Below are 21,105 nucleotides of genomic sequence, written 5' to 3'. Positions count from 1 at the left end.
GCTTCGTTCCGTCTTGACGGCATGAAGAACGCAGCGAAGACGCTGGGCGCGGGGCTCGTGCTCGCCGCGACGGCGGCCTGCGGCGCGGGCGGCCCCGGAGCACCGGCGAACACGAGCACGCCTCCGGTCGTCACCACCCCTTCGGGTCTGCCCACCTCGCTCCCGGCGAGCCCGCCGGTCGCGAAACCGCCCATGTCACGGCCGACCGTCGGCCCGCCGCCCTCGGACAAGATGCTGCCGCCGTCCCAGGTCGAGACCCGACTGCCCGCACAGGTCAGCGCCGAGAACGGCGGCCTCAACGTGCATCTCGAACTGAGCGGCTGCGACCAGGCGAGGGCCGATCTCGCCGAAGAGAACGCGCGGCGGATCGTGGTCCACGTGACCATCGACCACGGGAAGCCGGGGCAGATGTGCCCGCAGGTGATCCGCTACGTCGTCCTGCCGGTGAAACTCGCCGAGCCGGTCGGGACCCGGACCGTCGTCCTTTGAGCCGATCCGGGATGCAACCCCGCGGCGGCTTCGTTCCGTCCCAGTCACATGAGGTACTTAACGAATGTCATCGGCCTTGGCCTGATCGTCGTTGCGGTATCCGCCTGCGGGGCGCAGAACCAGGCGGCGGAACCCGCGGCCGGACCCGGGAGCGGCACCCTGAGTACCGTGCCGCCGTCCCCGACCGCGCCGCCTTCGTCGTCGGCCCCCGCCCCGAGCAGCAAGCCCGGGAGCCAGCCGGGGGTGCCGGGCGCGCCGCGCCAGGAGGTTCCGGAAGGCAGCACCAAGCTGCCGGACAAGCAGCTCGACGCGTCGGCACTGCCCGCGGACTACCCGCGTGAGGTGTACACCAGCAACGGCGGGACGATCCTGAACATCCGCGGCCAGGAGGGCGGCTGCGGGCACGCGACGGCGGAGGCCGCGCAGCAGGACGGGACCAGGGTCACCGTCAACCTGACCGAACTCAAGGGCCAGACCGGCCAGATGTGCACGATGGACATCCGGCATCCGGTGATCTCGGTGGCGCTTTCGGCGCCGCTGGGGGAGCGGACCGTGGTCCTGAAGCAGATGCGCTGACCCCTACACGCGCTATGAACGGTCCGTTCCTTGCAAAATTTGCAAGGAACGGACCGTTCATAGCGTCCTGCACTGACGTCAGGGCGGACATCCCCGGGATGTCATGAAAGGGTCGTTCAGGACGAAAAACGTCCTGAACGACCCTTTCATGACACTGGGCCGGGCTGTCAGCGGAAGCTGATCTGCAGCACCGGTTCCGACGTGGCCTCGAAGAAGTCGTTGCCCTTGTCGTCGATCACGATGAACGCGGGGAAGTCCTCGACCTCGATCTTCCAGACCGCTTCCATCCCCAGCTCGGCGTACTCGAGCACGTCGACCTTCTTGATGCAGTCCTGCGCGAGCCGCGCGGCCGGGCCGCCGATCGAGCCGAGGTAGAACCCGCCGTGCTCGTTGCACGCGGCGGTCACCTTCTTGGACCGGTTGCCTTTCGCCAGCATCACCAGCGAACCGCCCGCGGCCTGGAACTGCTCGACGTAGGAGTCCATACGACCCGCGGTGGTCGGCCCGAACGAACCCGACGCGTAGCCCTCGGGCGTCTTCGCCGGGCCCGCGTAGTACACGGGGTGGTCGCGAAGGTACTGAGGCATCTCTTCACCCGCGTCGAGCCGCTCGGCGATCTTCGCGTGCGCGATGTCGCGGGCGACGACGAGCGGGCCGGTCAGCGACAGGCGGGTCTTCACCGGCAGCTGCGAGAGCTGGGCGCGGATCTCGGCCATCGGCCGGTTCAGGTCGACGGTCACCACCTCGTCGGACAGGTCGTCCTCGGTGACGTCCGGCAGGAACTGCGCCGGGTCGCGCTCGAGCTGCTCCAGGAACACGCCGTCGGCGGTGATCTTCGCCTTCGCCTGGCGGTCGGCCGAGCACGACACGGCGACGCCGACCGGGCAGGACGCGCCGTGGCGCGGCAGGCGGATCACGCGGACGTCGTGGCAGAAGTACTTGCCGCCGAACTGCGCGCCGATGCCGAACTGGCGCGTCATCTCCAGCACCTGCTGTTCGAGGTCGACGTCGCGGAAACCGTGACCCAGCTCGGAACCCTCGGTGGGCAGGTCGTCGAGATAGCGGGCAGAGGCCAGCTTCGCGACCTTCAGGTTGAATTCCGCCGACGTGCCGCCGACGACGATCGCGAGGTGGTACGGCGGGCAGGCCGCGGTGCCGAGGCTGCGCAGCTTCTCGTCGAGGAACTTCGCGAGCCGCTTCGGGTTCAGGACGGCTTTCGTTTCCTGATAGAGGAACGTCTTGTTCGCGCTGCCACCGCCCTTGGCCATGAACAGGAATTCATAGCTCGGGTCGCCCTGGCCGTCTTTGTGATAGAGCTCGATCTGCGCGGGCAAGTTGGTGCCCGTATTGCGCTCATCCCAGAAATTCACCGGCGCCATCTGCGAATAGCGCAGATTCAACTCCTGATACGCGTCGAAAATACCGCGCGAGAGAGCGCGCTCGTCGTCCGCGCCGGTGAGCACGCCTTCGCCGCGTTTGCCGATCACGATCGCGGTGCCGGTGTCCTGGCACATCGGGAGGACGCCGCCGGCGGAGATCGCCGCGTTGCGCAGCAGGTCCATCGCGACGAACCGGTCGTTGCCGCTGGCCTCGGGGTCGTCGACGATCGCGCGCAGCTGCGCCAGGTGTGACGAGCGCAACAGGTGCTGGATGTCGGTGATCGCGGTCTTGGCGAGCTTGGTCAGCGCCTCGGGCTCGACCTTGAGGAACTTCCGGCCCGCGGCTTCGACGACCTCGACACCTTCGGTGCCGATCAGCCGGTACTCGGTGCGGGTGTCCTTGGCGAGGGGAAGGACTTCGGTGTACTGGAACGTGGTGGGCGCCACTGCGCGGGCTCCTTTGCCGGCATCGGGAACCCGCTCACGGTACCCAAGTCCGGCCGAGGCGCCCGAGAGGCCACGGCTGACGTAACCGGGGCCACTGCGGGTGGGTGCCAGCGCGAGTGGGTCGTGAGTGGCGTTTCGGGTTAGAACCCGAAACGCCACTCACGACCCACGGGACCGAGTGCAATTCCCGCGCTGCAATTTGTCGTCGCGCCGGACAAATGGTTCGGGAGGCCGGGCCCACCCCGACGGACCCGACCTCCCGGGGAAAGCGATCCGGGCGCGAACACCCGACCGCGAAGACTTTTTACCTGCTCGACGGTCTCGTGACGCAGGTCATAAGTCAACGCTGCCGAACGGGTGTTGCTTTATCCGCGCCGAAAGGCTCTATGGCGCTACGAAGCGTAGGCGCGCAGACGGTCCGCCCGCTCACCTTGACGCAGCTTCGACATGACCTCTCGCTCGATCTGCCGAACGCGCTCACGGGAAAGCCCGAAGTGCTTGCCGATCTGGTCGAGCGTGCGCGGCTGGCCGTCGTCGAGGCCGTAGCGCAGGCGGATCACCTGGGACTCGCGGTCGTCCAGCGTCGCGAGCACGCGGCGCAGGTCGTCCTGGAGCAGACCGGAGATCACGGCGCTCTCGGCGTCGGTCGCCTCGGAGTCCTCGATGAAGTCACCGAGCGGGGCGTCCTCCTCGGTGCCGACCGGCATGTCGAGGCTCACCGGGTCACGCGAGTGGTCGAGCAGGTCGGAGATCTTGTGCGCCGGGATGCCCGATTCGGCGGCCAGCTCCTCGTGGGTGGCGTCCCGGCCGAGCTGCTGGTGCAGGTCGCGCTTGATACGCGCCAGCTTGTTCACCTGTTCCACCAGGTGGACCGGCAGCCGGATGGTGCGTCCCTGGTCGGCCATCCCCCTGGTGATGGCCTGGCGGATCCACCAGGTGGCGTACGTCGAGAACTTGAACCCCTTGGAGTAGTCGAACTTCTCCACCGCGCGGATCAGACCCAGGTTCCCCTCCTGGATCAGGTCGAGCAGCGGCATCCCCCGGCCGGTGTAGCGCTTCGCGAGCGAGACCACGAGGCGGAGGTTGGCCTCCAGCAGGTGGTTCTTCGCGCTGTGGCCGTCACGCACGAGGGCGGACATCTCCGAACGCCGCTTCGGCGTGAGGCCCTCGGCGGTGTCCAGCATGTGCTGGGCGAACACGCCGGCTTCGATGCGCTTGGCCAGCTCGACCTCGTCGGCGGCGGACAGCAGCGCCGTTTTGCCGATTCCGTTGAGGTACACGCGAACGAGGTCCGCGGCCGGGCTCTGGGCGTCGAGGTCGGCGTCGGTGAGCGCCCCCGTGCTCACCGGCTCCTGGGTGGATTGCGCCGGGATACGGCGCTCGCGAATCCCGCGCGCTTCGCGTTCGAGAGTCTGGACTGACATTCTGCCTCCCCGGTCACGGGCTGAACGTGCTGCGATGTGTCCGCCGGATCCGCCTCGGCGTAGCAGGCCCTGTGGAAAACCCGCTACTCCTCGTCGGCCCAGCTTGGCTGGACACTTGGCTCAACGCCGGGAGGTCCGAAAACGTTCCCGGCCGCTACAGAGGAGACGGGTGGCCGACCTGGGGCGTTGCTCGACCAACCCTGAGCTTTTCCTGAGAATGCCCGTGCGGGGGAGAAAGAAACGTGGTCTAGACCTCTATGAGGAGGGTGAACGGACCGTCGTTCACGCTCCGGACCGCCATCATGGCCCCGAAGCGACCGGTTTCGACCCGTGCGCCGCGTTCGCGCAGCGCGTCGACGACCGCCGTCACGAGCGGTTCGGCGACCTCGGGACGGGCGGCCGCGGTCCAGGACGGACGGCGGCCTTTGCGGGTGTCGCCGTAAAGAGTGAACTGGCTTACCACCAGAAGAGGGGCGCCGGTGGTGGCGCACGACTCCTCGTCGCGAAGTATGCGAGCTTCGTGCAGTTTGCGGGCCATCGTCGGCACTTTCGACACGTCATCGTCGACATGGATTCCCAGCAGCACCAGCAAACCCGGCTCGTCGATGGCGCCGGTCACCTCGTCGCCGACGGTCACGCTCGCTTCCGTGACCCTCGCCACCACCGCCCGCATCAGACGGCGGGCAGCAGCATGCCGTGCCGGACCAGTTCCCGGACGACGGGCAGCGCGGCCTCGGCCAGTTCCTCCGGTTCCAGGCCCTGAGCGGCCGCCAGGAGCACGATCAGGTCCTCCAAGGGCAATGCGCCCTGGCAACCGGCGAGCAGCCGTGTCGCGAGTTCGTCCACTTCGTGCGACCAACCGGGACCGTCGGTGCGGTGCAGCCGCTGTACGGTCGTGGCCCAGCCCTCCTCACCCGGCTCGGCGACGCTCTCCAGAAGAACGGTCTCCGGGACCCTGAACCGGACATCGAGGAGCGAATCCCCGTTGGTGCGCAGCCATTCCACCCGATCCAGCCAGTTCGCGGCCTCGGCGCCCAGCGGGTCGTCGTAGGCCTGGCGCAGGTCCTCGCACACGATCGTCGGAGTGGCGCCGTCCGCCCGGCGAAGCGTCACGAAGCCGAACCCGATGCCCTGGACGTCGTTTTCGTCGAACCAGTCGAGCCACGCTCCGGATTTCGCGCGGCCTTCGGGAGAGCGGGGGTCGATACCCGCGTCACGCAGCCATGTGCCGACATACAGCCCCGGATCGGCGATGTCCCGCTGGACGAACCACGCGTCGGTCTCGGCCGGCAGCCAGCGGGTCACCCGGTCGCCCCAGTCCTCACCCTTGACGTGCAGCCAGGACGCCAGGAGCTGGCCGGTGCCGCCGTCGTTGAGGAACCCGGGCAGCTGCCGCACCACGAGCGCGCTGGCGTCGTCACCGGCGAGACCGGAGTCGCGGTAGGTGTAGTCGACCCGCGGCGGGCCCACCACGAACGGCGGATTGCAGACGATCTGGTCGAACCGGCGCCGCGCGACCGGCGCGAACCATTCGCCGCGGACGAGTTCGACGTCCAGTTCGTTGAGCCGGAACGTCGCCGCGGCCAGCGCCAGCGCACGGGCCGAGACGTCGGTCGCGGTGACCTTCTTCGCGTGCCGGGTGGCGTGCAGCGCCTGGACGCCGTTGCCGGTGCCGACGTCGAGCAGGCTGCCGACCTCGCGGCGGCTGGTGGCCCGGATCAGGCTGAGGGAGGCGTGCCCGACGCCGAGCACGTGGTCTTCGGGCACGGTGCGGCCCAGGATGTCGGCGTCGAGGTCGGCGACGACCCACCACGAGCCTTCGTCGTCGCCGTGCGGGCGGACGTCGAGCCCGGCGCGGTAGCCGTCGGCCACGGGCACGAGCAGGGTGGCGGCGACCGCATCATCGAGGGAAAGCGGCGCGAAAGCGGCCTCGACGTCCTTCTCCGGTTCGGTCGAACCCAGGAGGAACAGCCGGATCAGCGTGCCGAGCTCACCCGCGTCGCGTGTCGCGCGGTAGGCGAGTTCGGGTTCGCCGCGCCCGAGGGCGCCGTGCGCGGAGCCGAGGGCGCCGACCACGCCGTCGGCGTCGTAACCCGTCCGGCGGAAGGCGTCACGGAGCCTCGCGCAAACGTCGTCGGACAGGTCGGGGAGGGCCGCTCGTGTGCTCACGGTCGGTAATACTGCCAGGATGACGTGGTGAGCCTCGAAAGTGTCCTGGCACCGCTGCAGGCGGCGCTGCCCGGATTGGAAGACCTGTACACCGACCTCCACCGGCATCCGGAGCTGTCGTTCGCCGAAACCCGCACCGCCGCCGAACTGGCGCGGCGCCTGGAGGCCGACGGTTACGAGGTGCACACCGGCATCGGGCGTACCGGTGTGCTGGGCGTGCTGCGCAACGGCCCCGGCCCGAAGGTGATGCTGCGCGCCGACATCGACGCGCTGCCGGTCGAGGAGAAGACCGGCCTGCCGTACGCGAGCACCGCGCGCGGGGTCGACGCCGACGGCCGCGACGTCCCGGTGATGCACGCCTGCGGCCACGACATGCACGCCACCTGGCTCTCCGGCGCCGCGTCGCTGCTCGCGGCCGGACGCGAGCACTGGTCCGGCACGCTGATGGTCGTCTTCCAGCCGGGGGAGGAGGCCGGGGACGGCGCCGCCGGCATGGTCCGCGACGGCGTCTTCGAACCCGCCGGCAAGCCCGACGTCGTGCTCGGCCAGCATGTCGTCCCCGGCCCGGCGGGCTGGGTGCTGACCAGGCCGGGCGTGATCATGGCGGCCACCGACGCGCTCCGCATCACCCTGCACGGCCGGGGCGGGCACGGTTCGCGGCCGGAGACCACGGTGGATCCCGCCGTGCTCGCCGCGTCCGTGGTGCTCAAACTGCAGACCATCGTGTCGCGGGAGATCTCGGCGACCGAATCGGCGGTGGTGACCGTGGGGTCGCTGCACGTCGGCACCGCGCACAACATCATCGCCGACAACGCCGTACTCGAGGTCAACATCCGGTCGTTCGACCAGGCCGTGCGGGAGAAGGTCGTCGCGGCGGTCGAGCGGATCGTCCAGGGCGAGGCGGCCACCGCGGGCGCGCCGAAACCGCCGGAGATCGAGCGGATCGGCGCGTTCCCGGTCACCGAGAACGACGACGCGGCCACCGAGGGGCTCACCGCCGCCTTCCGCGACCACTTCGGTGAGGGCCGGGTGATGCCCGCGCCGCTGGTCACCGGCAGCGAGGACTTCAGCGAATTCGGCCGCGCCGCCGGGGTGCCGTCGGTGTTCTGGCTGGTCGGCGGGCTGGACGAGGGCAAGGTGATCGCCGCGATGACCGCCGGGCGCTTCGAACAGGACATCCCGTCGAACCACTCGCCGCTCTTCGCGCCGGTCCCGCATCCGACGCTTTCGGCCGGCGTCGAGACGCTCGTGGTCGCGGCTTTGCACCGGCTCACCCACCCGGGTGTCGGATGAGCCGGGGGAGTGGGAGCATGGAAGCCGGAGGTGGTGCTGTGAACGCGCCCGCCCACGGTCCCGAACCGAGGGAACCCGCTCCGGTGCTGATCACCGAAGCCGCCCCGTCCTACGAAGACCAGCTGGCCAAGCGGAAGCGGAAGTACATCATCATGATGTCGTTCCGCATCCCCTGCCTGATCCTGGCCGGGATCTTTTACCAGACCTGGTGGCTCGCACTGGCGCTGATCGCGATCTCGATCCCGCTGCCGTGGGTCGCGGTCCTGATCGCCAACGACCGGCCGCCGCGCAAGAGCGAGAAGGTCAACCGGTACCAGGCCGAGCCGACGCGGATCGAGAGCTCCGGTCACCGCGTCATCGACGGCGGCTGACTCGTTTCGCACGTGCTATGAACGGTCCGTTCCTTGCAAAATTTGCAAGGAACGGACCGTTCATAGCATTCGGCTACGGCTGCGGCCCGACCTTCGCGACCGCCCGAGCCCCCAGCCGCGTCCCCGCCCGAAGCACCTCCACGGTGGACTCGCCGCGCAGCCACGCCGCCAGCACACCGGCGTCGAAGGCGTCCCCGGCACCGGTCGAATCGACGCATTCCGCCGGCTGCGCGGGCACCGAGGTGATGGTGCCGCTCGCGTCCACCCAGCTGGCGCCGTCGAGACCGGCGGTGACCACGACCTCGCCGACGTAGTCCAGCAGTTCCTTCGCCGCTTCGGGATCACTCGACCCGGTCAGCGCGACCAGCTCGCTGGTGTTCGGCATCAGCAGGTCGACGCCGCGCACGTCGTCGAGGAAGGCCGCGGGATCGGTGATCAGCGTCGCCGCCTGCGGGTCGACCGACGTCGTCAGCCCGGCCTTCTTCGCCGCGGCCAGCGAGGCGAGCGCCGCGGGCCGTGACGACGGGTACAGCAGGACGTAGCCCGAGAGGTGCAGGTGACTCGCCCCGGCCAGCGCCGCCTCGGTGACGTCCTCGGGACTGAACTTCGCGTTCGCGGCGCGGTCGGCGAGCATGCTCCGCTCGCCGGCGCCGTCGACGAGCACGACGACGCAGAACGTCGGCTCCTCGGGATCCACCGCGAACTCGCAGCGGACGCCCGCGGCCTCCAGTTCGCTCTTCACCATGCGGCCGCCGGAGTCGTCGCCGATCCGGGCGACCAGCGTGGTCTCCGTGTCCTCGGCCCGCAGCCACAGCGCGGTGTTCGCACCGGCGCCGCCGCTGGTGAAGTGGACCTTCGCGCGGATGTCGCCGCCGTGCGGGATCGGGCCCTCGTGCCGCGCGACCACGTCCAGGCCGACGTCGCCCACGACGACGATGCCGCTCATGCGGCGGTCCCGGCGAGCGCGACGGCGACTTCGGTGGCCAGTTCCGCGTTGGACAGGACCAGGGCCTCGTTCGCGTCGAGGCTCACGCCCTCGCTGGCGGTGTGGAAGTGCTCCAGCAGCACCGGTGTGACGTCCTTCCCGTGCACGCCACGGGTCTTGAGGAGTTCCAGCCCCTCGGCGAGCAGCCGGTCGTGCAGCGCCCGGTCCATTTCGGACGCTTCCGGGATCGGATTCGCCAGCAGCACCCCGGAAGTCGCGTGCGCCCGGTGGGCGGCGATGACCGCGGCGGCCTGTGCGGCGTCGTCGACCCGCCACGGCACCTCGAAACCGGACGAGCGCAGGTAGAACGCCGGGAACTCGCCGGTGCGGTAGCCCAGCACGGGCACCGAGTTGGTCTCCAGCACCTCGAGGGTCGCGGCGATGTCGAGCACCGACTTCACGCCCGAGCAGACGACCGTGGTCGGCACCTTCGCGAGCACGCCCAGGTCCGCCGACACGTCCCAGCTCTGCGCCGCGCCCTGGTGCACGCCGCCGAGCCCGCCGGTGGCGAACATGCCGATCCCGGCCGCGGCGGCCAGTGCCGCGGTGCTCGCGACCGTGGTCGCGCCGGAGCGGCCGAGGCCGACGGCCGGGCCGATGTCGCGCAGGGAGAGCTTGTCCAAGTCCGCGCCGGGCGCACACACCCGTTCCAGCTGCTGGCCGGTGAGGCCGATCAGGGGGACGCCGTCGAGGACGGCGATGGTCGCGGGGACGGCGCCGCCGTCGCGCACGACCTTCTCCAGCCGCCGGGCGACGTCGAGGTTGCGGCCGGGCGGGAGACCGTGGGAGAGGATGGTGCTCTCCAGCGCGACGACGGGGTCACCGGCGGCGAGGGCGGAGGCGACCTCTTCGTGAAGGGACAGTTGCGGAGTCACGAACGAACATCATCGGTGATGTGGGTCCGCGTCACGCCATCGGGTCAGTTCGTTCGAGAGGTTCTCGCGCGCCTTGGACTCCCAGCGTGCCCGCGCGATGTCGCTGCGGTACAGCCGCGGCCTGGCCAGCAGGTTCTCGAGCACGGCCGCGCGGCCGGCCCGCCAGTCCTCGTCGGAGTAGATCGAATACTCCTCCCGGACACCGTTGGCGTACTGCTCGTAGTCCTCCGGCGCGGCGCCGAGGATCGCGAGGTCTGCGTCCAGCAGTGCCGTGGCGAGGAGGTCTTCGTCGGGGGCGGCGTGGTGGATCGTGCTGAGGACCAGTTCCCCGGCACGTTCGACGTCGGCCGCGGGGACCCCGGCGTTGGTGAGTTCGTCGCGGGTCCAGGCCGCGCTCGCCTGTTCGTCCTCGCCGGGGCGGGCGTCGTAGACGACGTCGTGCGTCCACGCCGCGATGGCGACGAGCGCGCGCTCGCGAGCGCCCAGGCCGAAGGCGACGGCGAGGGCGCCGCTGTCCCGGGCGACGGCCGTGACGTGCCGGAGATCGTGGTAGCGGCGGTGCGGTTCGGCGTACCGGGTCTGGAGGTCGTTCCACGCGACGGCGGCGATCCGGTGATCGCCACCGAGCCGGGTGATCGCGGTCGGCCAGTCCATCAGTCGAAGATCCCGCGCGCCTTGGCCACCTCGTGCAGCCAGCCTTCGAGCTGCGGCTCCCACTTGACCCGCTCCAGCGCGGCGTGGTCGACCTTGAACAGGCCGAGGAAGTCCTGGCCGCGTCCGCCGAATCCGCCGCTCTTGGACACCCGGACCCGTTTGGTCACCTCCAGTACGACCTGGGTCTCCGACGGCGAGGACAGGAAGGTCACCGCCACCGAGGTGAAGACGGGCGCGAATCGCGGCGAGGGGGTGAAGCGGATCTCCTGGAAGAACGGCAGCTGCTGGACCGCGCCGTCGACGCGGCCGCGTTCCAGCACGGCCTCGCGGAAGACGAAGCCGATCCGGCTGAAGGCGTCGAGGATCCGTTTCTGCGCGGGTAGCGGCTCGATCGCGGCGGCGTCGACGTCGACCGGGTCGGTGACGGAGTTCGCGATGTCGAGGCTGGTCTGCAGGCCGACGGCCATCCCGTTCAGCGGTTTGCCGAAGACACTGGAGATCGGCGTCTCCCAGGGCAGGGCCACCTCGAACGGGATCCGGACCTGCTGGCCGGGCCCGATCCGCTCCTTGCCCGCCAGCTGCTGGACGCCGAACTCGAGGTCCTCGACACCGGGGCGGCGCTCGTCCGGGACCGTGACCCTGGCGAGCAGCTTCACCGAGAGGCCGTTGATCTCTTGATCGACTTCGCCGCCGAGCAGCAGGACCTCGCCGCGCAACGGGCGGCCGGGGGACACCGTGCGGTCGAGCAGCCGGGCGTCGATCTTCGCCCCGCCCGAGCCGAACGTCGCGAGCACCTTCTGGAACATGGGCGAGATCCTGCCAGGTCGTCGGTGTGCGCAGGAGGATTTGGGGCATTATGGAGGGGTGAGTACTCAGACCCTTCCGAAGCCGGATACCCGTCCCGAGGGCACCGACGGCACCGACGACGATTCGCCGAAGATGTTCCACTACGTGCGCAAGAACAAGATCGCCGAGAGCGCGGTCATGGGCACGCACGTGGTGGCGCTGTGCGGTGAGGTCTTCCCGGTGACGAAGTCGGCGAAGCCCGGTTCGCCGGTCTGCCCGGACTGCAAGAAGATCTACGACGGTCTCAAGCCGGGCGACTGAGTGTCCGTCCGGTGTCCGAAACCGGACAAAATCTGAAAATCCTTCACATGGCGGCTGCCCGTCCCGGTCTTCGCTGGTAATCAGTACGCGCCAGCGAAACCCAGCCGGGACGGAGCCTTCATGCGTAGAACCGGGATCGTGCTCGCCATCGCCGCGTTGGTCGCGGTGTTCTCACCCGCCGCCGCCCAAGCCGTCACCGGCTGGACCACCGTCGGCTCGGACAATGCCCGCCCGCTCGACGAGGGTCAGGGCCTGGCCACCATCGAGCGGCCGTCCGGGACGATCTACCGCTACACCGGGATCGCGACCGTCCCGATGAGCCTCTCGACCCAGGGCTGGAACCACGTCGGTGACCCTGGCTCCGCGCAGGGTTGGTACGTCGAGCCGTACCAGCGCGACGACCGGGGAGCGAAGCTCTTCCGCGTCGAATCGCCCGACGGGAAGTGGGCGAACTACACGCACGCGCTGGAATCGTGGGAGGCGAACAACAACTCGTTCGCCGCCGTGACGCCCGATGCCCGCTGGATGGTGGCGGGCGAGTGGGGAACGATGGACCGGTTCCTCGTGCACCCGATGCCCGGCGTCGCGCATACGAACCCGTCCGCGAACCTGCCGTACTCGTCCGCGATCCGGCTCGACAAGGCCGTGCGGGACATCCAGGGCTGTGACTTCCTCACCGCGACCAGGCTGCTCTGCGCGTCCGACGACCCCGAGGGTTCGCTGTTCGGGACCACGAAGCCGCTGCTGCAGGTGGATCTTTCCGGTGCGCTGTCGGGTTCGGACGTGACCGGGCGGGTGACGTCGCTGGGGCAACTGCCCCTGAAGAGCACCTGCAGCGGGAACTTCGAGACCGAGGGCATCGACGTCGCCGCCGACGGGACCCTGCGAGTCGTCATGCTGTCGCCGTCGTGGTGTGTGGCCTTCGACAGCAAGACCTGGCGGTTCCGGAAGGCGTGACTCGCGTGATCAGACGCGTGACTCGCGTGATTGGAGGCGTACCTGCTCCAATCACGCGAGTCACGGCTCCAATCACGCGAGTTACGGGTTGCGGCAACGTGGCCGGCTCCCCGAGGAAGTGCCTCCGCCGTAGAGACGCCGATTTCGCACCGACAAGTACGTGAAGGGGGCCTTCACGTACTTGGTCCTGACGGCGCACCATGCAGTTGGTCGGCTGAATGCGGAAGGCACGCCGGGCGCCCACCCGGCCCCGGCGTGCCTTCCTCCCCCCCGGCCCCAGGTCTACGCGCTCGGCTCCGGCGTCAGCGTCTCCGACGACGGCGCTTCCGACGGGGACCGGCGGGCCGCCTTCTTCGCGCGGCGCTTCTCCTTCCGCGTCTCGACCATCGTGTACAGCGTCGGCACCAGGATCAGCGTCAGCAGGGTCGAGCTGACCAGCCCGCCGATCACCACGATCGCCAGCGGCTGCCCGATGAACCCGCCCTGCCCGGTCAGCCCGAGCGCCATCGGGATCAGCGCGAAGATGGTCGCCGCCGCGGTCATCAGGATCGGCCGCAGCCGTCGCCTGCCGCCTTCGACGACGGCGTCGGCGACGCTCATCCCCGAAGCCCGGTACTGGTTGATCAGGTCGATCAGCACGATCGCGTTGGTCACCACGATGCCGACGAGCATCAGCATCCCGATCAGCGCGGGCAGGCCCAGCGCGGTGCCGGTGGCCAGCAGCAGCCCGATCGCGCCGGTCGCCGCGAACGGGATCGACACCAGCAGGATCAGCGGCTGGATCAGGCTGCGGAACGTCGCCACCATGATCAGGTACACGATGGCGACCGCGGCCAGCAGCGCGAGGAACAGGTTCCCGAACGCCTCCTGCTGATCTTCGCTGACACCGCCGAGCTTGTACGCCGCGCCGCTGGTGAAGGTCAGTCCGTCCAGTTTGGACTGGATGGCCTTCGTGGTGGCCGCCAGGTCCGCACCGGTGTTCTTGGCGGTGACCGTGGTGCTCAGCTCGCCCGAGGTGCGGTGCACCGCGGCCGGGCCGTCCACTGTGGACACGGTGGCGACGGAGTCCAGCCGCACGACGCCGGTCGCGCTCGGGATCGGCAGTGCCTTGACCGCGTCGACCGACACCGGGGCCGTGCCCGCGCGCAGCACGATGTCCGTGCGCTGACCGTCGACCGGCAGCTGGGTCACCGTGCGGCCGGCGATGGCCTGGTTCGCGATCTGGCCGATCGTGGTCGCCGAAAGCCCGCTCGCGGCGGCCTTGGCGGCGTCGACCTCGACCTGCACGCGCGGCGAGCCCTGCGCGAGGTCACTGGTCACCTCGGTGAGGTCCGGGATGCCGGACAACGCTTGGCGGACCTGCTCGGCGGCGGGTTTCAGCGCCGCTTCGTCCGGCGCGGTGACGGTGATCGAGATCTGGTCGGAGTTGAACCCGCTCGCTTCCGCGCCGATCTTCACCTCGCCGAGTTCCGGCCTGTCCAGCTTGCCCCGCAAGCGATCCGACAGCGCGTCGAGGTCGGTGTCCTTGGCGACGGTGACCTGGATGCTGGTCGCCGTCCCGCCGCCGAAGAAGTTGCCCCCGCCGATGCTGACCTGGTAGGTCTCGACGGCCGGTTCGGCGGCGAGCGCCTGCTCCACCGCGCCCGCCGCCTTCTCCTTGGCCTCGGAGCTGGTGCCGGGCGGCAGCTTCTGCGAAAGGCTCAGCGTCGTCGAGCCGGACTGGTCGAGGAAGTTGGTGTTCAGCTGCGAGGCCAGCCCCACCGTGCCGCCGAAGATGATCAGCGCCAGCAGCACGACGGTGACGCGGCGCCGGGTGGCGAACCGGATCACCGGCACATACCCGCGCTGCAGCAGCCCGCGGCGTTCCTTGTCCTCGGCGGCCTGGCGCGTGAGTTCGGCCTCGCGTTCGTCCGCCGGGGCCTTGGGCGGCTTGAGGAACCAGTACGCCAGCACCGGCACGATCGTCAGCGAGACCAGCAACGACGCCAGCAGCGCCACGGTGACCGTGATCGCGAACGGCGAGAACAACTCACCGACGAACCCGCCCACGAAGGCGATCGGCAGGAACACCGCGACCGTGGTGAGGGTGGACGACGTCACCGCGCCCGCGACCTCGCGCACGCCGTCGAGCACCGCGCGCTGCTTCTCCTCGCCGTAGGCCAGATGTCGTTTGATGTTCTCCAGCACCACGATCGAGTCGTCGACCACCCGCCCGATGGCGATGGTGAGCGCGCCGAGGGTGAGCAGGTTCAGCGAAAGATCACCCGTCCACAACGCCAGCAGCGCCACGACCACCGAAAGCGGGATCGACACCGCCGTCACCAGCGTCGAGCGCACCGACATCAGGAACAGCAGGATCACCACGACCGCGAACGCCAGCCCCAGCAGGCCTTCGGTGGTCAGGCCGCTGATCGCGTCCTTGACCGGGGTGCCCTGGTCGAACACGACGCTCATCTCGGCGCCGATCTTCTTCGACAGCTCGGGCAGCTTGTCCCGCACCGCCTCCGAGATCGCGACCGCGTTCCCGTTCTCCACCATGGTGATCGAGAGCCCGAGGCTCGGCTTGCCGTTGGTGCGCGTGATCGACGTCGGCGGCGCGAAGCCCGCCTGGACGTCCGCGACATCGCCGAGCTTCACCGGTTTGCCCGCCGGCGCCCCGGGACGGGAATCCGGTGTCAGGTACAGGTTCTTGATCGTGTCCACTGTGGTCGGTCCGCCGCCGACCTGGACGGTGAGCGTCTTGTCGCCCTCGGTCAGTGTCCCGGCCGGGACGGCGGCACCGGCGGTCTGCAGCGTGGTGGCGATCGACGACGGGTCGACCCCCGCGGCCGCCAGCTTCGCGTAGTCGAGCGCGATGGTGACCCGCGGCTGCCGCGCACCGGTCACCTCGACCTCGCGGACGCCGTCGATCTTGCGCAGTTCCGGCGCGACCTCCCCGGTCAGCGCGGGCGCGAGCGCCTGCGGGTCACCGGTGGTGCCGGCGGCGAGCAGCACGACCGGGAGATCGTCGGTGGACCCCGCGGACACCGTCGGCTCGCTGTTCTGCGGCAGGCGGGCCTTGAGCCCGTCGATGACGCGCTGGATCTGCCCGACGGCCGCGTCGATGTCCGTGCCGAACTCGAACTGCGCGGTGATCCGCGACAGCCCCTCCGACGAGGTCGAGCTCAGCTCTTCGAGCCCCTTCAAACCCTGCAAGCCGCCTTCGAGCGGCTCGGTGACCTGACGGTCGACCGCGTCCGGCGACGCGCCCGCATACGGCGTGATGACCTGCGCCTGCGGGAACTGCAGTGACGGGAACAGTTGCTGCTTCAGCTGCGGCAGGGCGAAGGCACCGAAGCCGATCACCACCAGGGCGAGCAGCCCGATCAGACTTCGGTTGCGCAGGCTCAGTCTGGCCAGCGTGGACATGACGGGATCCCCCAGGAAGACAGCTCGGGAACGTGCGGATTACCGCGAGCTTTTCACGGCCGGGGGTGGACTGGATTCACACCACGGGTGGAATCGGAGTACGACTTCGGGATGAGGTCCTGCTCAACTTCGCCGTTCGGTCACCTGATCGGCTTCGCTCTGCGTCTCTTCGTTCACCGATTGTTCTGATTCGGTCTCGTCGTCCTGGCGGGGACGCCGGAGCGGGACGGTCGTCCGTTCCCACAGTTTGCGACCCTCTTCGGCACGGATCCGTTCGCTGGCGCGTTCCATTTCCAGCCGCCGCCATTTCCGGCGCTGGCGTTTCGTCGCCTTGGCGGGCCACAGTTCCTGGATCGCGCTGTTGAAGTACGCGCCGCCGACCACCGCGAGCCCGATGAAGAACATCAGCAACAGGAACGCGATCGGCGCGGCGAGCGCGCCGTAGGTGTAGCCGGTCTTGGTGATCCAGTTGAGGTAGATCCGCAGCCCGATACTGGAGAGCAGGAACACGACCATGGCGAGCATCGCGCCCGGCAGCCCGCGGTGCCACGGCAGACGGCGCGGCAGGGCCAGTTTGTACAGCGTCGTCAGCGCCAGCACGATCATCACGGCCAGCACCGGGTAGTACAGCGTGCCGACCCAGTACGACACCGTGTCGCGCCAGTCGGTGGGGAAGAACTGGGGGAGCAGGTCCGGCCCGATCGCCAGCAGCGGCAGCCCGACCACCAGGATGACCAGCCCGGCCAGGTACAGCAGCAGCGCGAAGATCCGCTGCCAGACGTCGTTGCGGACGCCGTACTGGTCGTGCGCCACGGTGATCGCGTCGACGAACGACGACATCGCCGACGAACCGGCCCACAGGGAGATCAGGAAGCCGACGGAGACGATCTCGCCCTTGCCGACGGTGAGGATGCTGTTGACCGTCGGCTCGATGATGTCGTGGACGGCGTTGTCGCTGAAGATCGTCTTGCTGAAGGTGATGATCCGGTCGTGGACGGCGGTCACGACCTCCTGGCCGAACCAGTCGCCGACGAAGCCGAGGCAACCGAGGAGACCGAGCAGCAGCGGGGGCAGGGACAGCGTCTGCCAGAACGCGGCTTCGGCGGCCTCGGAGAAGATGTTGCCGTCCCACGCCTTGCTGAGCGTGCGGCTGAGCAGGCGCAACGGCCCCCTGCGGCCCTTCGCGACCTCGGCGGCCGTGTCGGGACGGCCGTTCTCCTCGCTCATGCAGCTCCTCCGCCGGCGCCGAGCGCCCTTGACGGTGTCCAGCATGGTCCATGCCGCGCCATTCGGCTCGCCACCCCTGGGTTTTCGGGTGAGTAAACCGACAACGGGGGTGGCGCTTCCGGCGTTCCACGGGGCTGCGAGGTAGGCTCCTCGGAGTGCCCTCACCTCAGGCGCCGGCGTCGCGGCCGGATACCCAAGTGGGGGTTTTCGCTTGTGTCAGGGTGGATGACCAGGCGTTTCGGATGAGGGAGGAGGGGGACCTGCATGTCGGAAACCGTTGAACGCGATCGAGGCGAGCTGGGCGCGCCTCCCGCGGCGAAGGACAGCACGGCCCGCCCGCTGCGTGCCTGGCAGCGGCGAGCGCTGACGAAGTACCTCACGAAGAAACCGCAGGACTTCCTGGCCGTGGCGACGCCGGGCGCGGGCAAGACGGTGTTCGGTCTCCGGATCGCCGCCGAGCTGCTGAGCGACCGGACCGTCGAGCGGATCACCATCGTCGCGCCGACCGAGCACCTCAAGCACCAGTGGGCCGCCTCGGCCGCGGCCGCCGGTATCGCGATCGACTCGAACTTCCGCAACGGCACCGGCGTCACCTCGCGTGACTACCAAGGTGTCGCGCTCACCTACGCGCAGGTCGCCGCGCATCCGTCACTGCACCGTGTGCGCACCGAGAACCGCAAGACGCTGGTCATCCTCGACGAGATCCACCACGGCGGCGACGCGAAATCGTGGGGCGACGCGATCCGCGAGGCGTTCACCCCCGCCGTCCGCCGTCTGGCGCTCACCGGGACGCCGTTCCGCAGCGACGACTCGCCGATCCCGTTCGTCACCTACGAGGCCGACGGTTCGGGTTTCCAGCGCAGCAAGGCCGACCATGCCTACGGCTACGCCGACGCGCTCGCCGACGGCGTGGTCCGGCCGGTCGTCTTCCTCGCCTACTCCGGTGAGGCCTCCTGGCGCACGAGCGCGGGGGAGGAGTTCACCGCGCGGCTCGGCGAGCCGCTGACCGCCGAGCAGAACGCGCGGGCCTGGCGCACGGCGCTCGACCCGGCGGGCGAGTGGATCCCTTCGGTGCTGCAGGCCGCGGACACGCGTCTCGCGCAGCTTCGCGCCAACGGCATCCCGGACGCGGGTGGTCTGGTGATCGCCACCGACCAGGACTCCGCGCGCGCGTATGCCAAGATCCTGCAGCGCATCTCCGGCCAGAACCCGACGGTCGTCCTCTCCGACGACCCCAAGGCGTCGGGCCGGATCAAGGAGTTCTCCGATTCGACCGACCGCTGGCTGGTCGCGGTCCGGATGGTGTCCGAAGGCGTCGACGTCCCGCGCCTGGCGGTCGGTGTGTACGCCACGAGCGCGTCGACCCCGCTGTTCTTCGCGCAGGCCATCGGCCGGTACGTGCGTTCGCGCAAACCCGGCGAGACGGCTTCGGTCTTCCTGCCGAGCGTGCCGGTGCTGCTGGAACTGGCCAGCGAGCTGGAGGCGCAGCGCGATCACGTCCTCGGCAAGCCGCACCGCGAGAAGGAGGGCTGGGACGACGAGCTCCTGGCCCAGGCCAACCGCACCGAGGACGAGCCGGGCGAGGAGGAGAAGGCGTTCACCTCGCTGGGCGCCTCCGCGGAACTCGACCAGGTGATCTACGACGGCAACTCGTTCGGCACCGCGGTGTTCTCCGGTTCCGACGAGGAGCAGGAGTACCTCGGCCTGCCGGGGCTGCTCGAACCGGACCAGGTCCGCGCCCTGCTGCGGAAGCGGCAGGAGGAGCAGCTCTCCGACGAGAAGCGGCGCAAGCCCAAGGCCGAGGAGGCGGCGCCGGTCGCGCGGCCGCAGTCGGTCAGCGAGCGGCTCGGCAGCCTGCGCAAGGAGCTGAACGCGCTGGTGGGCGTGCACCACCACCGCACGAAGAAGCCGCACGGCGCGATCCACAACGAACTGCGCCGGGTGTGCGGCGGGCCGCCGACCGCGATGGCTTCGGTGGAGCAGCTGGAAGAGCGGATCGTCACCCTGCGTTCCTGGTGACCGCCCCGTGTGCGCCTTCAGGTGGACTGGGGTGGGTTCCAGACCGGGGCGAGCGTTGTCGATGAAGGATTTGGGACGTTCAGTGTCCCAAATCCTTCATCAACGACTCCCTGTGTGGAGAGCCAGGACGTACGACGCCCCGAACCTCTCAGACTCGACCCACACCGGTGGGTAAGCAAAGACGAGGCCCTCACTCAGGGTGATCTCGCTTCCTCCTCAGCCATGTCGTCCCTCGCCTGCCGATGATCTCCACCGGAATCCCCGGTCAACGGGCTGGGATCGCCCTGAACGTCACGCTGAGTGAGTGGTGGCGGTCACACCGTCAGCGCACCTAGACTTCATACGCCTTGCTACGGCCACGTTGCCAAACCGTGTCCATTTGATGAGGCTTAATCGATTCAGCCGTCTTCCGCGAAACCCGTTCGGCGGCATATGTTGTCGCCCACAACATATGCGCGATGGTGCGACCGGTCCTCGAGGATCGCCGCCCGCGAGCAAGATCCGGAAGGAACGAGGATGCGCAGCAGAACCCTTACCCTCCTCGCCGCGACGGTGGGCGCCGGCCTGGTGCTTTCCGCTTGTGGCGCCAACACCGCCGACTCGGGCAGCGGCAACTCCTCGCAGTCCGCCCCCGCCCCGGGCGGTGCCGCCGCCGGTGGCAAGGTCGGCGTCATCCTGCCGGAGACCGCCACCTCGGCGCGCTGGGAGTCCTTCGACAAGCCGTTCCTGACCAAGGCGCTCAAGGACGCGGGCTTCGACGCCGACGTCCAGAACGCCCAGGGTGACGTCCAGAAGTTCACCACCCTGGCCGACGGCATGATCGCGCAGAACGTCAAGGTCCTGATCATCGCCGCCATCAACGGCGAGGTCGGCGCGGCGGTCGCCCGCAAGGCGCAGGCCGCGGGCATCCCGACGATCGACTACGACCGTCTCAACCTCGGCGGCAGCTCCGACTACTACGTCTCGTTCGACAACGAGAAGGTCGGCCAGCTCCAGGGCCAGGGCCTCGCCGACGCGCTGAAGGACAAGAAGGGTGCCGAGGTCGTCATGATCGAGGGTGCCCCGACCGACAACAACGCGACGCTGTTCGCCAACGGCCAGAAGTCCGTCCTGCAGCCGAAATTCGCCAGCGGCGACCTGAAGCTCGTGCGCGAGCAGGCCATCGACAACTGGGACAACCAGAAGGGCGGCCAGACCTTCGAGCAGATCCTGACCGACAACAAGGGCAAGGTCGACGGCGTCGTCGCCGCGAACGACGGTCTCGCCGGCGCGGTCATCACCGTGCTGAAGAAGAACGGCCTCAACGGCAAGGTCCCGGTCACCGGCCAGGACGCCACCGCGGACGGCCTCATGGCCATCCTGCGCGGCGACCAGTACATGACCGTCTTCAAGCCCATCAAGGAAGAGGCCGAGGCCGCGGCGAAGCTCGCCGTCCTGCTGGCCAAGGGCGACAAGGCGGGCGCCGACGCGCTGGCCACCGGCAAGGCGAAGGACCCGAAGGGCAACCGCGAGGTCAAGTCCGTGCTCCTCGAGCCGAAGCTGACCACCAAGGACGGCGTCAAGGAGGTCGTGACGCAGGGCTACGTCAAGGCCGCCGAGATCTGCGGCGGCGACCTGGCCGCGGCGTGCACGCAGCTCGGTATCTCCTGACCCGTTAATCCAGACGACCGGGCCGGTGCGTTCCCCCGACGGAGCGCACCGGCCCGGTACCCAGCCGGGAGAACC

At 69.3% G+C, this 21,105-nt stretch carries 18 protein-coding genes; 8 read left to right on the top strand and 10 right to left on the bottom strand.

The window, feature by feature from the left end; translation table 11 throughout:
• Window positions 1-21: 21 nt before the first annotated feature.
• Both AVR91_RS31610 and AVR91_RS31605 read left to right on the top strand, forming a co-directional pair.
• Window positions 22-489 carry a hypothetical protein gene (locus AVR91_RS31610; RefSeq protein WP_063272978.1) on the top strand — a complete coding sequence of 156 codons (468 nt, stop codon included), beginning with the start codon at window positions 22-24 and terminating at the stop codon, window positions 487-489.
• A gap of 168 nt (window positions 490-657) precedes the next feature.
• On the top strand, window positions 658-1,065 hold the full coding sequence (locus AVR91_RS31605) for a hypothetical protein (protein ID WP_016332917.1): 408 nt from the start codon (window positions 658-660) through the stop codon (window positions 1,063-1,065).
• Between the two features lie 167 nt (window positions 1,066-1,232).
• Here AVR91_RS31605 and AVR91_RS31600 read toward each other — a convergent pair whose 3' ends face one another.
• The 4 genes from AVR91_RS31600 to AVR91_RS31585 all read right to left on the bottom strand — a co-directional run bounded on the left by AVR91_RS31600 (window position 1,233) and on the right by AVR91_RS31585 (window position 6,484).
• Window positions 1,233-2,891 carry a fumarate hydratase gene (locus AVR91_RS31600; protein WP_037343664.1) on the bottom strand — a complete coding sequence of 553 codons (1,659 nt, stop codon included), beginning with the start codon at window positions 2,889-2,891 and terminating at the stop codon, window positions 1,233-1,235.
• Between the two features lie 392 nt (window positions 2,892-3,283).
• The gene (locus tag AVR91_RS31595) at window positions 3,284-4,315 is read right to left on the bottom strand and encodes a sigma-70 family RNA polymerase sigma factor (protein ID WP_016332919.1); all 1,032 of its coding nucleotides are present in this window, start codon (window positions 4,313-4,315) and stop codon (window positions 3,284-3,286) included.
• Window positions 4,316-4,562: 247 nt separating this feature from the next.
• Window positions 4,563-4,988 (bottom strand): D-aminoacyl-tRNA deacylase, encoded by a 426-nt coding sequence (dtd, locus tag AVR91_RS31590; protein WP_063273711.1) that lies wholly within the window; start codon window positions 4,986-4,988, stop codon window positions 4,563-4,565.
• The gene (locus AVR91_RS31585; RefSeq protein ID WP_016332921.1) at window positions 4,988-6,484 is read right to left on the bottom strand and encodes a DUF7782 domain-containing protein; all 1,497 of its coding nucleotides are present in this window, start codon (window positions 6,482-6,484) and stop codon (window positions 4,988-4,990) included. Before AVR91_RS31585 ends, dtd begins: the two co-directional genes overlap by 1 nt.
• A 27-nt stretch (window positions 6,485-6,511) precedes the next feature.
• Between AVR91_RS31585 and AVR91_RS31580 the strand changes: the two genes are divergently transcribed.
• Both AVR91_RS31580 and AVR91_RS31575 read left to right on the top strand, forming a co-directional pair.
• Window positions 6,512-7,777, top strand: a complete 1,266-nt coding sequence (locus tag AVR91_RS31580) for an amidohydrolase (protein WP_063273712.1) — start codon at window positions 6,512-6,514, stop codon at window positions 7,775-7,777.
• Window positions 7,778-7,794: 17 nt separating this feature from the next.
• Window positions 7,795-8,148: a DUF3099 domain-containing protein gene (locus AVR91_RS31575; RefSeq protein WP_043848012.1), complete on the top strand. Its 354-nt coding sequence runs from the start codon at window positions 7,795-7,797 to the stop codon at window positions 8,146-8,148.
• Between the two features lie 73 nt (window positions 8,149-8,221).
• Here AVR91_RS31575 and AVR91_RS31570 read toward each other — a convergent pair whose 3' ends face one another.
• The 4 genes from AVR91_RS31570 to AVR91_RS31555 are packed head-to-tail and all read right to left on the bottom strand — an operon-like array spanning window position 8,222 to window position 11,468.
• Window positions 8,222-9,094 carry a carbohydrate kinase family protein gene (locus AVR91_RS31570; protein WP_016332924.1) on the bottom strand — a complete coding sequence of 291 codons (873 nt, stop codon included), beginning with the start codon at window positions 9,092-9,094 and terminating at the stop codon, window positions 8,222-8,224.
• Window positions 9,091-10,008 carry a pseudouridine-5'-phosphate glycosidase gene (locus tag AVR91_RS31565; RefSeq protein WP_063273713.1) on the bottom strand — a complete coding sequence of 306 codons (918 nt, stop codon included), beginning with the start codon at window positions 10,006-10,008 and terminating at the stop codon, window positions 9,091-9,093. Before AVR91_RS31565 ends, AVR91_RS31570 begins: the two co-directional genes overlap by 4 nt.
• A 9-nt stretch (window positions 10,009-10,017) precedes the next feature.
• Entirely contained in the window at window positions 10,018-10,662 is a 645-nt protein-coding gene (locus AVR91_RS31560; RefSeq protein ID WP_063273714.1) for an HD domain-containing protein, read from the bottom strand.
• On the bottom strand, window positions 10,662-11,468 hold the full coding sequence (locus AVR91_RS31555; RefSeq protein ID WP_063273715.1) for a sporulation protein: 807 nt from the start codon (window positions 11,466-11,468) through the stop codon (window positions 10,662-10,664). Before AVR91_RS31555 ends, AVR91_RS31560 begins: the two co-directional genes overlap by 1 nt.
• Before the next feature lie 58 nt (window positions 11,469-11,526).
• Between AVR91_RS31555 and AVR91_RS31550 the strand changes: the two genes are divergently transcribed.
• Together AVR91_RS31550 and AVR91_RS31545 are read left to right on the top strand one after the other, a co-directional pair.
• Window positions 11,527-11,769, top strand: coding sequence for a DUF3039 domain-containing protein (locus AVR91_RS31550; RefSeq protein ID WP_007033595.1), 243 nt, complete (start codon window positions 11,527-11,529; stop codon window positions 11,767-11,769).
• Between the two features lie 120 nt (window positions 11,770-11,889).
• On the top strand, window positions 11,890-12,726 hold the full coding sequence (locus AVR91_RS31545) for a hypothetical protein (RefSeq protein ID WP_063273716.1): 837 nt from the start codon (window positions 11,890-11,892) through the stop codon (window positions 12,724-12,726).
• Between the two features lie 282 nt (window positions 12,727-13,008).
• On the opposite strand, the gene AVR91_RS31540 is transcribed toward AVR91_RS31545, so the two are convergent.
• Together AVR91_RS31540 and AVR91_RS31535 are read right to left on the bottom strand one after the other, a co-directional pair.
• Complete coding sequence (locus tag AVR91_RS31540; RefSeq protein WP_063274529.1) at window positions 13,009-16,134, bottom strand: efflux RND transporter permease subunit; 3,126 nt, start codon at window positions 16,132-16,134, stop codon at window positions 13,009-13,011.
• 123 nt (window positions 16,135-16,257) lie between these two features.
• Entirely contained in the window at window positions 16,258-17,361 is a 1,104-nt protein-coding gene (locus tag AVR91_RS31535) for a YihY/virulence factor BrkB family protein (protein WP_063274528.1), read from the bottom strand.
• 264 nt (window positions 17,362-17,625) lie between these two features.
• Between AVR91_RS31535 and AVR91_RS31530 the strand changes: the two genes are divergently transcribed.
• Window positions 17,626-19,380, top strand: a complete 1,755-nt coding sequence (locus tag AVR91_RS31530; protein WP_063274527.1) for a DEAD/DEAH box helicase — start codon at window positions 17,626-17,628, stop codon at window positions 19,378-19,380.
• A 516-nt stretch (window positions 19,381-19,896) separates the two neighbouring features.
• Window positions 19,897-21,030, top strand: a complete 1,134-nt coding sequence (locus AVR91_RS31525) for a sugar ABC transporter substrate-binding protein (RefSeq protein WP_063274526.1) — start codon at window positions 19,897-19,899, stop codon at window positions 21,028-21,030.
• Window positions 21,031-21,105: the final 75 nt, after the last annotated feature.

It is taken from the genome of Amycolatopsis keratiniphila subsp. keratiniphila (assembly GCF_001620365.2).
Taxonomy (GTDB): Bacteria; Actinomycetota; Actinomycetes; order Mycobacteriales; family Pseudonocardiaceae; genus Amycolatopsis; species Amycolatopsis keratiniphila.
Note: the sequence above shows the minus strand (reverse complement) of the source record. Positions and strands in the feature narration are given on the sequence as shown.